This is a genomic window from Methylomonas sp. Kb3, assembly GCF_002834115.1.
GTDB lineage: Bacteria > Pseudomonadota > Gammaproteobacteria > Methylococcales > Methylomonadaceae > Methylomonas > Methylomonas defluvii.
Genome location: NZ_PIZT01000003.1, coordinates 62,656 through 75,366, shown reverse-complemented (window position 1 = coordinate 75,366; position 12,711 = coordinate 62,656). Strand labels below are relative to the sequence as shown.

The 12,711-nt window shown below is 53.4% G+C and carries 10 protein-coding genes; 7 read left to right on the top strand and 3 right to left on the bottom strand.

The features are described 5' to 3' along the window. Nucleotides 1–793 precede the first annotated feature (793 nt). From urtB to CWO84_RS02415, 3 genes are all read right to left on the bottom strand, one after another. Nucleotides 794–2,371, bottom strand: coding sequence for an urea ABC transporter permease subunit UrtB (urtB, locus tag CWO84_RS02425; RefSeq protein ID WP_240617945.1), 1,578 nt, complete (start codon nucleotides 2,369–2,371; stop codon nucleotides 794–796). 241 nt (nucleotides 2,372–2,612) lie between these two features. After that, on the bottom strand, nucleotides 2,613–3,914 hold the full coding sequence (urtA, locus tag CWO84_RS02420) for an urea ABC transporter substrate-binding protein (protein ID WP_101051691.1): 1,302 nt from the start codon (nucleotides 3,912–3,914) through the stop codon (nucleotides 2,613–2,615). A gap of 161 nt (nucleotides 3,915–4,075) precedes the next feature. Further along, nucleotides 4,076–5,326 carry a hypothetical protein gene (locus CWO84_RS02415; protein WP_240617940.1) on the bottom strand — a complete coding sequence of 417 codons (1,251 nt, stop codon included), beginning with the start codon at nucleotides 5,324–5,326 and terminating at the stop codon, nucleotides 4,076–4,078. Between the two features lie 183 nt (nucleotides 5,327–5,509). Here CWO84_RS02415 and CWO84_RS02410 point away from each other — a divergent pair, with 183 nt between their 5' ends. The 7 genes from CWO84_RS02410 to CWO84_RS02375 all read left to right on the top strand — a co-directional run bounded on the left by CWO84_RS02410 (nucleotide 5,510) and on the right by CWO84_RS02375 (nucleotide 12,691). Further along, nucleotides 5,510–5,941, top strand: a complete 432-nt coding sequence (locus CWO84_RS02410; RefSeq protein ID WP_101051687.1) for a hypothetical protein — start codon at nucleotides 5,510–5,512, stop codon at nucleotides 5,939–5,941. Then, nucleotides 5,898–6,251 (top strand): hypothetical protein, encoded by a 354-nt coding sequence (locus tag CWO84_RS02405; RefSeq protein ID WP_133120634.1) that lies wholly within the window; start codon nucleotides 5,898–5,900, stop codon nucleotides 6,249–6,251. The genes CWO84_RS02410 and CWO84_RS02405 overlap by 44 nt, the downstream gene beginning before the upstream one ends. Before the next feature lie 531 nt (nucleotides 6,252–6,782). Beyond that, entirely contained in the window at nucleotides 6,783–7,304 is a 522-nt protein-coding gene (locus tag CWO84_RS02395; protein ID WP_033158918.1) for a hypothetical protein, read from the top strand. Nucleotides 7,305–7,387: 83 nt separating this feature from the next. Beyond that, a complete protein-coding gene (locus CWO84_RS25225) occupies nucleotides 7,388–7,597 on the top strand; it encodes a transposase (RefSeq protein ID WP_343221768.1) in 210 nt (69 codons plus the stop codon). A gap of 49 nt (nucleotides 7,598–7,646) precedes the next feature. After that, nucleotides 7,647–7,928, top strand: a complete 282-nt coding sequence (locus CWO84_RS25220) for a hypothetical protein (protein ID WP_346426957.1) — start codon at nucleotides 7,647–7,649, stop codon at nucleotides 7,926–7,928. Between the two features lie 453 nt (nucleotides 7,929–8,381). Then, nucleotides 8,382–11,759 (top strand): response regulator, encoded by a 3,378-nt coding sequence (locus tag CWO84_RS02380; protein WP_101051684.1) that lies wholly within the window; start codon nucleotides 8,382–8,384, stop codon nucleotides 11,757–11,759. Continuing rightward, complete coding sequence (locus CWO84_RS02375; RefSeq protein ID WP_101051682.1) at nucleotides 11,756–12,691, top strand: response regulator transcription factor; 936 nt, start codon at nucleotides 11,756–11,758, stop codon at nucleotides 12,689–12,691. Before CWO84_RS02380 ends, CWO84_RS02375 begins: the two co-directional genes overlap by 4 nt. Nucleotides 12,692–12,711: the final 20 nt, after the last annotated feature.

Sequence of the window (12,711 nt, the reverse complement as noted above, 5' to 3'; positions counted from 1 at the left end):
CACCCTACGACTACCGAAAAGATAAAACGTAAAAAAGTCAAGGGTGGAAACATTTCCAGCCTGTTTTGTATTAGTCACTGCCTTCATAATTTTTACAAATTCAATGCGAAGCTCTTCACATACGCTGTCGTGATAATTAAAAGCATTCTTTGTATCGGTATTAAACGGCTTTAATCCCGCATGAGAGGTCGCTGAGATAAATTGCTTGTTAACGCCTAGCCTCGCAAACTGCCAACGGATTCTTTGAAAAATTGTAGGAATTTGATCATGTCAAAAAACTTCATACTTAAATTGTTAATAGTGGCTCCACCAGTTATTCATGCAATTACTGAATTGTTGAAAGCTATCCATACATTTATGGGTTAAACAAAATGACAATCTTTATTTTCAGTAAGTGTACAAACCTGCCATTTCCGTCAGACGGTAACGGTGGGACGTTTTTGTCCCCCTCTGCCGCGCCGAGCACCGGAGGGTTTGAACGGAATAGCCCGATAGGGGCGTCGCATGGATGCGGCGCGTTGCATGCAGGGGCTGGGAAGCCCCTTCAGGCAACCCCGTTCAAACCCGAGGAGCGCAGGAAGCAAGCGGCGGCGGGGTGGCCTTTTCTTTGGATACTTTCTTTTGGCCAAGCAAAAGAAAGTATCTCGGCTGTCGGGCCGAGACCCGACTTCAAAAACCACCGTCGCGTTAGCGACACCAACCAAATCCAAGCCCCAATCGCCGCAGCGCGGCAGGTTTGGGTTCCCACGCAGCGCATGGGAACCAGCAAACCCGGTCGGCAGTGACACAAAAATCAAGATTCCGCTGCCCTTCCTTTCTGCGGAAACAACCCCCTCGGTTTCTTCTGAATAAACAAAATAATAAACACCAACACCAAAATCTTCGCCAACACCGCCCCGGCATAAGGTTCTAACACCTTATTGGCAATCCCCAACGAGAACCCGGCGACCAACGTTCCGAACAAATTACCGACCCCGCCGAACACCACCACCATGAACGAATCCACAATATAGGCCTGGCCCAAGTTAGGCCCAACATTGGTGATCTGGCTCAAGGCCACGCCGGCTACGCCAGCAATGCCGGAACCCAAGCCAAACGTCATCGCATCGACTCTAGCAGTAGGAATACCCATTGCCCTGGCCATACCGCGATTTTGGGCGACGGCACGAACTTCCAAACCCAGTTTGGTACGTTTCAAAATTTGCAGCAGCGCGGTAAACACCAGCAGGCAGAAGATCAGGATGTAAAAGCGGTTCCAGGTCAGCGATAAAAAGTCGTTGATTTGCCAGGAGCCGCTCATCCAGTCCGGCGTGGCGACGCTGCGGTTCAGCGGCGAGAAGATCGAACGCACGGCTTGTTGCAGGAATAAACTCACACCAAAAGTCGCCAACAAAGTCTCCAGCGGCCGTCCGTACAGGAAGCGGATGATGCCTCGTTCGATGGCGATGCCGACCAAGGCGGCGACCAAGAAGGCCATCGGTATCGACAGAATCAACGCGGTGCCCAGGTTGTTGGGCATGATTTGTTGCATCACGTAAGTGGTATACGCCCCCAGCATCATCAGTTCGCCATGGGCCATGTTGATGACGCCCATCACGCCAAACGTAATCGCCAAACCAATCGCAGACAACACCAGCACCGCGCCCAAGCTCAAGCCAAAGAACACGGTTTCGGCGGCAGCGTAGGCTTGCATGCGTTCGCGGATTTTAATCAGGGCCGCTTCGGCCAGGTTGCGCACGTCGCTGTCGGTTTCCAGGAAATTGCCGTCGGCATCCTTATCGATAATGGCTTGCAACTTGTTGACGACATCCTGGCTGTCCAAATCTTTTAACGCGCCGATAGCGGCGATGCGTTGGTCTTTTTCCGGGCTGTTAATGTCTTGCAATAACAGCATTTTGTTGATGGCGGTTTTGATCTCGGCGTCGGTTTCGGTTGCCAGATGATCGCGCAGCAAAATTACCGCTTTGTCGTCTATATCATTGGCCAATGCTTGTACCGCGATCAGGCGCAGCACCGGGTCGGTATCGTTTAATTGCAATTGGGCGATGGTTTTGCGCAGCACGCCGCGCAGTTTGTTATTTAAATTGATTTTGCCTATCGCGCCGCGCTCAACTTCTGCTAATACCGAGCCGCTGAGCGGATCACTGAGTTGGTAACCGGCCGGGCTTTCCTGCGCAAGCACCAATTTGCCTTCGGCTTTGAAGTCGAACAGTTTGCCGTCTTGCAGGGCTTGCAGCAGTTTCAGGTTATTGCTGTCGCTGCCCAGAGTTGCGATGGCTTGTTCGCGCTCGGCCATGCTGCCGGTGCGCAGTTGCTCCAAGGCGCTGCCGGCGTCTTGGGCCATGGCGGGTTGCGCGGCGAGGAATATCATCGCCAGCAAATAGCTGGCAAGTTTTAGAAGCCGTTTAAAAACGCCGCCGACTGTCAATCCGGCCTGAGTAGAATGTTTAGTCATTATGCTCATTAAGCTGTCCTTGGGGGAACGGTTGGCCGGGCGCGAGCCGGGCGGCGTTTTTAAACGGGTTCTGAAACGGAGTGTGTGCATCGTCTGTCCTCTTTTGGGGGCGAGGCCCACGGCATCCTGCCGTGAGCCTCGCGGGTAACATCCGCTGTTAGTAGTTCTGTCCTGAACACTTTTTGGTTTTGGTGTTGTAGTTGCCGCAGTTGATCGGTGCGGTCCAGTCGGCGATGATCGGTTTGCTGTCAGGCAGGAAGTCCGACCAGGCGTCGCCATCCACCAGTTTGTTGGTTTGCCAGACGGTGACGAATTGGCCGTCGTCTTGAATTTCGCCGATCAATACCGGTTTGCTGATGTGATGGTTAGGCAGCATTTTCGACATGCCGCCGGTCAGATTGGGGTACTCGACGCCAATCAGCGCTTTTTGTACCGCGTCGGAATCCGTGGTGCCGGCTTTCTCGACTGCTTTCACCCACATGTTGAAACCGATGTAGTGCGCTTCCATCGGGTCATTGGTCACCCGTTTCGGGTTCTTGATGTAGTCCTTCCACTGTTGGATGAAGGCCGCGTTTTTGGTGGTATCAACGCTCATGAAGTAGTTCCAGGCCGCCAAATGACCGACCAGCGGTTTGGTGTCCATGCCGGAGAGTTCTTCCTCGCCCACCGAGAAGGCGATGACCGGGATTTTTTCGGCGGAAATGCCTTGGTTGCCCAGTTCTTTATAGAACGGGATGTTGGCGTCGCCGTTGATGGTGGAAACGACAGCGGTTTTCTTGCCGGCCGAGCCGAATTTCTTGATGTCGGCGACGATGCTTTGCCAATCGGAATGGCCGAATGGGGTGTAGTTGATCATGATGTCCGCCGGTTTAACGCCTTTGGATTTCAGATACGCTTCCAGGATTTTGTTGGTGGTGCGCGGATAGACGTAATCGGTACCGGCCAACACCCAACGTTGTACTTTCAGGTCGTTCATTAGGTAGTCGACCGCTGGGATCGCTTGCTGGTTAGGCGCGGCGCCGGTGTAAAACACGTTTTTGGAAGACTCTTCGCCTTCGTATTGCACTGGGTAAAACAGGATGCTGTTCAACTCTTCAATGACCGGTAACACCGATTTTCTGGAAACGGACGTCCAGCAACCGAAGATGGACGCGACTTTGTCCTTGGTGATCAGCTCGCGGGCTTTTTCCGCAAACAGCGGCCAGTTAGAGGCCGGGTCAACCACCACCGCTTCCAGCTTTTTGCCCAGCAAACCGCCTTTTTTGTTTTGCTCGTCGATCAGCATCAGCATGGTGTCTTTCAGCGTGGTTTCGCTGATGGCCATCGTGCCGGACAGGGAGTGCAGCACGCCGACTTTAATGGTGTCTTCGGCGCGGGCAGAGGTGGCGGCGCCGAATAGCGCGGCGGACAAGGCCGTGACAGTCGCCAGTTTACGGAAGGAATTGCTCAGTAGTTTCATCGTTATAATCCTATGTCGAGAATAAATCGTGGGTGAATCAACAGCCCGTTTTTCGTAGGGAGGGCATGCAATGCCCACGCTTGAAGGCTCCGCGTGGGCACCTATTCGGTGCCCACCCTACGGTTTGTCACGTTGGCGTAAATTTGCGTACCCAACCGTCGTTAAATTTGCCATTGAAAGCCGACCATGACCTGGCTGGCGTTCTCGCCGCTGGCGGTGGATTTGTAGTTCAAGCCTTTGGTCAACAAATCGCCGTATTGGTAGCTGGCGAAAATCTTGGCGTTGTGGCCGTCGATGATGTAATTGACGCCGCCTTCGTAAACCTCGCGGTTGGGGCTGTTATCCGGCGACACGTTGACGTAACGCAAATACGGTTGGAATTGGCCGATGCCGATTTTTTGCGGGAATAGATACATGCCGCTGACATCATAGGCGTTGCCTTCGAACATCGAGAATTGAGCCGGCGCGCCGACACTGCCTTCCGCGTCGCGGATAGTTTGGCTATACGGGCCGGTGATGCCGTAGTTTTTGTACTCGCCGTTGAGGGTAACCACGCCGCCGCCCGGCAATACTTTTTCCATCAACACGTCGGCGGTGGTGCCGCGGAAGCTGCCGGGCGAACCCAGCGCACCGGCGCCGTCTTCCTGGTATTGGTTGGCTACGCCGACAGTCAGAATGTCGCCGCCCTTGCCGTAGTAAGTGCCGGAGGTGTAGTAGCCGGGGTTCTTCTCGACGTCCCAGAAGTTGTAGGCAAAGCGTTGCGCATACAGAATGTTGTCGTCGACGTTGGCGCCGCCACGCAGGCCGCGGAAGAAACCGGCTGCATATTGGAAGCGGCCGTCGAATACCGCGCCCCAGAAGGTGGCACCGTCGTCGCGGCCAAAAGAGCCGGCGGATGTGCCGTCGGATTTGATGACCAAGTTATAGTCGGACGGCTCGAACGGCGTGCCGGCGGAGAAGATGTTATACACCGCGCTGTAGAATGGACCGTTCATCTCGCGGCGTTCCGCAGGGACCAGCATCCGGCCTACCCATAAATTGGCGTAGGGCGTGACTTCGAATTTGCCGATGGCGTCCAGCACCCGCACTTCGCCGCCGTTGCCGCAGGTTTGGCAGTCGGTGTTGAACTCGACTTTCAGATATTTATGAATCTGGCCGTTGATGTATAAACGGATGTTGTCCAGATTGAAATCGTTGCTCCATTTGTCGGCGTTCGCGCCGAACGAGCCTTCTTGGGCGCGAAAGCTGGTTCTTAAACCGGCACCGACGCTGACCCATTTGGTGTCGTCGATTTTAAACGTCGCGCCTGCCTGCGCTTCGGGCGCCTGTCCCAGGGCGATGGCGCCCAGGGCTGCCCCGCTTAGCAAGCCGATGGCCCGGCCGCTTAGTTTTTGTGGGTTAAAACCAGTCATTTGCATTCCCCTCTATCTGGATTAAACAAGCCATTGCCGCTGGCCATGGCGATTGAAAACGTCGGGGAGATTGTTGAATTTTGCCGGCAGCGCCACAATCGGGTAAATGACTCATCAGTCATTTGACGTATGGCTGGCAAATAAGGGTTTCCGTAGAGTGCAGCTTAACTTGGGAGATTGACGATGATGAAAATAACATCCGCTAGAGGTCTTTTTTTGCTGCTGGGTCTATTGGGTTTCGTGCCATGCCAGCCGACGCTGGCAGCGCCGACGGCCGACGCCGTTAAACCGCTGCAGGCTATTGAGTTTGGATTGGCGCCAGACAATTTGCAGCAGTTCGCCACGCCGATTGACGTTGCGGCAATCGCCGAACGTGTCCGCGCCAATTTAACCGAGTGGGAATTTCCACTCGCCGGCAAAGGCCCTTACAGCCATAGTTTGCAGGCCAAGCTCGGCAAGATAGCCCGCCGGGAAACGCCGGTGGGTTTTTCGTTTTCGTCTGGCAATTCCGACCCGCGCGCGACCGATTTCCAAAAAGCCGACGTGTTGCCGATTACCTGCACATTGCGCGATGCCGGCAATCAAGCGGTGTTGGTGGAACGCGACGACGTTTAGCGCGCATGCTTTGGATAAGGATGTTCTGCCGGCGCGCATCGTCGATAAACTGGTCGATCAGATTGGTACGGCTTGTTTGGATGTGTTGGAACATGCACCGCAGCCGAAGCAAGCTGGTCGAGTGAAAACCGAGTTATTCAAACCGAAGTGGATGCCGGATGTGCGGGTGGAGGTTAGGGAGGTGCCGGGTGCTGTTGATGCGAACGGCGTGGCGCAGCCTGCCGCTGTCGGTGACGAGCCGAAGAAGGAGATTATTATTCATAACCAGGGGACGCCGGTGATATTTCAGTTTGGGTATGAGAGGAAGTGATGGATTGTCATGCTCGCAGGGATGCGGGCATCCAGGAGCCAGGGATGGTGGATGGGGCATTTGTGTTAAAGGAGTTGCTAAGCGATATTCGGGGTAGGTTCCTTCTCCTTCAGTACCTACAGGGCATAAAGGAGAAGGTTAGGATTGGGGGGTGAGAGGGTGTCGCTGGCGCGACGGCTGATTTGAAGTCGGGTCTCGGCCCGACAGCCGAGATACTTTCTTTTGCTTGGCCAAAAGAAAGTATCCAAAGAAAAGGCCACCCGGAATTCCGCCTTAATCCTGCGCGTCTCGCTTTTGGCGAGGGTTTTCGGAAGGGCCATCCCTGGCCCTCCGAAAACGAGCGGCATCCTTGCCGCTCCCCTGCGGGCTATTCTCGCCAAAAGCTGCGATGCTCGGGGCGGAATAACGGGAGAAAACCCGGAACGGGATTGGGAGTGATTGGATGATTTTGTATGTTTGATAGTGTGTAGTGATGTAGGATGGTGGAAAAAAATTACTTAATCTTTACGTTTTCATCAATCGCGACTGAATATGCAAGATAGACTCTTAAAGTACTCATTTTTAATTGTATTTTTAATTTTCTTAATGTATCTGGCTGTTTTAATTTTATTGACATGGCCCATATCTGAGTTGTCAATTGGTAAGTCTGGAGTTTTTGGAGATAGCTTTGGTGCTCTTACCGCTCTTTTTACTGGATTGGCTTTCGCGGGTACTTTAAGAACGATTCAAATGCAAAATGAAGAGTTAAGGCTTCAGAGACAAGAAATTCAACAAAATAGATATGAATTTGAAAGAACCGCATCTGCTCAAGAAAAAACAGTTCGCCTGACGGCAATTACAATACTGATTGCTGAATATGATTCAAAACATGATTTTAATAAAGAAAAAATAATGAGGCTAAATCAGCAGTTATTGTCAGGAATAACTACAGAGGCTATAAGAATGACTTATTCAAATGAGTTAAATCATTTGGAACAAGAAAATGAATCAATATCCAATAAAAAACTAATTTTAGTTAAAGAGCTAGAAACTATCGTTTTAGGAACGCAGTAACGTAGGGTGGGCACACGCTTTTCGTGCCCACGCGAGAACACCACAAACCCGAATTAAACGCCAAAAATTAACGCCTCAAATTAATGTCCCGTTACCGCAGCCCGCAAAATCCCGGTGCAACGTATTTTTTCACGGTGGTGGCGTATCGGCGGCAAGCGATTTTGTGCGATGAACCGGTGCGGGAGGCTTTGCGCAAGGCGATTTCAATCACCCGCGCCAAACGGCCGTTTACCATAGACGCCTGGGTGTTGTTGCCGGACCATTTGCACTGCATTTGGACATTGCCCGGTTGAAGATGGGGATTATGCAACCCGTTGGAGCGTGATCAAACGGCAGGTGAGCATGGCTTGTGGCGAAGCGTATCGGCGGGCCGAATGGATCAATACGTCGAAACAAAAGCATCGGGAATCGACGATATGGCAACGCCGGTTTTGGGAGCATCAAATTCGCGATGAAATCGATTTTGCCCGGCATATGGATTACGTCCATTTCAACCCGGTGAAACACGGATATTGTCGGCAAGTCAGCGAGTGGCCTTATTCGACGTTTCATCGTTATGTTAAGGAGGGTGTTTATTCGATGGATTGGGGTGATGGCGTTGATATTACGGTTGCGGGGGAATGAAGGGTTTGTCCGCGTGGGCACATAAACCGTGCCCACCCTACGAAATCCGTACATTTAGCCATTTCAGCCATGTAGGCCGGAATAAGCGTTAGCGTTTCCGGCAAACGTTGAACGCCAGAAACGCCTAGCGGCTTATTCTGGCCTACGAATTGGTTTCCTTGATTGGACCCAATCCTTTTTGATAGTGCGATGGTTTTGTCCCGTATGCCGCGCCGAGCACCGGAGCTTTTGAACGGAATAGCCCGTAGGGGCGATGCAGGGATGCATCGCGTTGCCGAAGGGGCAGGAAGCCCCTTTCGGCAACCCCGTTCAAAAGTTTCGGAGCGCAGGGTATCAGCGGCATCCGGGTGGCTTTTCTTTTGGTGACTTTTCTTTGGCCAAACAAAGAAAAGTCACTCGGCCGTCGGGCCGAGACCCGACTTTAAAAACACCCGTCGCGGCAGCGACACAACTATGAAGCCAATTCACCAAAACATCACCAAAATCCGCCGCGACTACAACGCCCTGGTCGCCAACGAAACCCTGGAAGACTACGCGCTCAGGTACGCGCCGCGCAGCTTCCGGAAATGGAGCGAATTCCAGGTCGCCAACACCGCCTTCGGCTCGACCTCGTTTCTGGTGCTGGAAGCCATCGGTGGGTTTTTGTCTATCAACTACGGCTTTACCAACGCCTGCTGGGCGATTTTGATCGTCGGCATCGTGATTTTTATCACCAGTCTGCCGATCAGTTATTACGCCGCCCGCTACCATATCGACATCGATTTACTGACCCGCGCCGCCGGCTTCGGCTACATCGGCTCTACCGTCACTTCCCTGATTTATGCCTCGTTTACCTTCACGCTGTTTGCGCTGGAGGCCTCGATCATGTCGCTGGCGATTGAATTATATTTTCAGATTCCGCTCGCGCTTGCGCATGTGGTCAGCGCGGTAATCGTGGTGCCCTTGGTGACGTTTGGGATTACCACCATCAGCCGAATGCAGTTATGGACGCAGCCGGTGTGGTTGGCGCTGTTGATAGCGCCGTATATCGCCGTGGCGCATGCCGAGCCGGAAGCGCTGATGACTTTGCAGGCGTATTTCTGGATCGCCGGCAGTGGGGAAGGCTTCGATTGGCTGTTGTTCGGCACCGCGACTACCGTGGCATTTTCGATGGTGGCGCAAATCGGCGAGCAGGTGGATTTTCTACGTTTTATGCCGGATAAAACCAAGGCTAACCGGTTTAAGTGGTGGGCAGCGATGCTGGCGGCTGGGCCGGGCTGGGTCGTGTTTGGGGTGATTAGGCAAATAGCGGGTGCCTTGCTGGCGCATTTGGCGATACGCCACGGCATCAGTCCCCAGCATGCCCACGAACCGACGCAAATGTATCTGGTAGCCTATAACGAGCTATTCGAGAATCCGCAATGGGCCTTGGCGACCACGACCTTGTTCGTGGTGTTGAGTCAGATCAAGATCAACGTTACCAATGCTTATGCCGGCTCGCTGGCTTGGTCGAACTTTTTTTCACGCTTGACGCATAGCCATCCGGGCCGGGTGGTGTGGTTGCTGTTTAACGTCCTCATTGCCTTGTTGCTGATGGAGTTCGGCGTATTCGGCGCGCTGGAAAAGGTGTTGGGTTTGTTCTCGAATATGTCGATAGCCTGGATCAGCGCGGTGGCGGCGGAGTTGATGATTAATAAACCTTTGGGGCTCAGCCCGAAGGAAATCGAATTCAAGCGTGCGTATTTGTCCGATCTTAATCCGGTGGGAATGGCTGCTACTTTTGTGGCGTCGGTGGTGTCGATTCTGGCCTATGTCGGCCTGTTCGGCGAATGGCCCAAGGCTTTTTCGGCGTTTATCGCGCTGAGTCTGGCGTTTTTGCTGGTGCCGACTATCGCTTGTTTGAGCAAGGGCAAGCACTATCTCGCCCGCGACCGCAAGCAGCATAATCGCCATTCGCATGCCAAGTGTTCGATCTGCGAGAACGACTTTGAACACGACGACATGGCCTATTGCCCTGCTTACGCAGGCAGTATCTGTTCCCTGTGCTGCACACTGGACGCCCGTTGCCTGGATGCCTGCAAGCCGGGATTTCGCTTCGACGATTATCTGGAAAGCCTGGCCAAGCGCCTGATGCCGGATTTTATTGGGATTACCGCGCGTTTGCGGTTGTTGCGCTTTGGTTTGTTGTTTGGGTTTCTGACCATCCTGACCGGGATTTTTATCAGCATTATTTATTATCAGGATTTAATTAGTGTTCAGCACAATCAGCCGGCTTTTGGTTTGTTGATCAACAATTTCCTGAAGATTTACGCCTCGTTGTTGGTGTTTATTGGGTTGTGTACCTGGTGGCTGATTTTGAATGCCGAGAGCCGGCGGGTGGCGCATGAGGAAACCGCCAAGCAGACCCAGTTGCTGTTGCAGGAAATCGAACAACACAAACAAACCGATCTGAAGTTGCAGCAGGCCCGGCGTATGGCGGATGCCGCCAATCAGGCCAAGAGTCGGTTTTTGAGCAATATGAGCCACGAGATTAGATCGCCGCTAAACAGCATCGTCGGCTATGCCCACATTTTGCACCAGGACCCCAATATCCCCGAAAACCGTAGGCAGGCGGTGGATACCTTGAAGCGCAGCGGCGAGCATTTGAGTGCGTTGATCGAAGATATTTTAGACATCGCCCGTATCGAGGCGCGCAAATTCGATTTTAAGTATCAGCCTATCGATTTCCCCGGGTTTATCGAGCATTTGGTACATGTTTTCAAAGCGCAAGCAGAAGACAAGGGCTTGAGTTTTAATTGCCAATTGACCACAGTGCTGCCGCAGCGCATACGCGGCGACGAAAAGCGGGTAGGGCAGATTTTGATGAACCTGCTTGGCAATGCCATCAAATTTACCAGCCAGGGCTGTGTGGTGTTTCGGATCGGTTACAGCAGCGGTGTAGCCAGCTTTCAGGTGTCCGATACCGGCAGCGGTATTGATGAACAGCAATTGCAAAACATCTTTCAACCCTTCACCCGGCTGGATACCCCGACAGGCAATGCGGTGTCAGGTAGCGGCCTGGGATTGACGATCTGCAAAATTCTCACGGAGGTGATGGGCGGCGAGTTGACGGTGCAAAGCAAGGTTGGCGAGGGCTCGACGTTTAGTGTGCGGTTGTTGTTGCCGAGCTTGGGCGTAGAAAATGAAGCCGAACCTCTGGCACCTATCATCGGCTATCAAGGCGCGCGCCGGCGGATCATGGTGGTGGACGACCAGCGCGAACATCGCGAATTGCTGTTGTCTTTGCTGGAGCCGCTGGGGTTTTATCTGGAGGAGGCCGATTCCGGCGAGGCTTGTTTGGACAAAGTGGCGGTACAGCAGCCGGATCTGATTCTGCTGGATATTTCGATGAGCGGCATCGATGGTATCGAAACCGCGATGCGTTTACGCGAACGTGGTTTGCAGATGCCGATTCTGGTGCTGAGCGCCAACGCCTATCCTGGTGATCGGCTGGCAGTGTTGAATGCCGGCTGTAACGATTTTCTGTCCAAGCCGATTCAGGTAACGCAGTTGATGAGCAAGCTGAAGTTATATTTATCGCTGCACTGGATCTATCGGGACGACCCAGGGCAAACGGTTCCCGAAAAAGCGGCCGAGCCTATGCTGATGCCGCCGCCGGAATTATTGCAAGCCTGTGTGGAATGCGTGCGGATCGGCGACTTGTTGGGATTGAAGAAAGTGTTGGAACAGCTCAGGCAAGCCGAGCCGCGTTACAACGCTTTTTTTGCCAAGCTGACAGCCTTGGCAAATGAATTTAGGGTAGGCGAAATCCGAAAACTATTGCAGATGCACAAACAGGAGGTGTCCCGATGATGGAAGTATCCGCCAGCAATGGCACGGTGTTGATAGTCGACGATACGCCCGGCAATCTGGCTCTGCTATCCGATACGCTTTCCGAGGCCAATTATCGGGTGTTGGTGGCGACCGACGGTTGTTCGGCCATCGAGCAGATTCAATATGTCAAACCCGACATCATTTTGCTGGACGTGATGATGCCGGGCATAGATGGTTTCGAGACCTGTAGCCGTTTGAAAGCCGATCCGGCCACCGCGCCGATTCCAGTGTTGTTCATGACTGGGCTTAGCGAATTGGACGATTTGCTGCGCGGCTTCGGCGAGGGGGCGTTGGATTACATCGTCAAGCCGATTCGGCCGGCCGAGGTGCTGGCGCGAATTGAAGTGCATCTGACCCAATCGCGCAATTTACGGCGGGCCGAGAGTTTACTAGATCATCACGATTTCGCCGCCGTGGCGGTGGATGCGGCGGGCGGCATTGTCTGGCTGACGCCGGCGGCTCGCGAATGGTTGGACGATTTTGCCGAATTACAAGAAGGAGGGGCGCAGCAGACTGCGGATAAGCTGTTGCCGGAAAGCATGCGTGGCTGGTTTCAACGCTGGTTGCGGCAAAGCGGGCGCAGCGAGGTGGCAGCCGAAACGGAAGCGCATCGTCTGGCGCCAGGCTTTGCGTTGCGGGTCGGCGCCTGCCAGAATCCGGATGAATATCTGCTGTTATTACAGCGCGAAGACGCGCAATGGACGCCGGAAACCCTGCGCGACAAGCTGAAGCTGACCTTTCGTGAGGCCGAGATTTTAATGTGGATTGCCCGCGGCAAGACTAATAAGGAAATCGGCATCATCCTTACCACCAGTCCCAGGACCGTGAACAAACATCTGGAGCATATCTTTGAAAAGCTCGGTGTGTCGACACGGGCTGCGGCAGTGGCGATGGTGTTGCAGCGGGGGTGATCAAGCAACAAAAAAGGCCG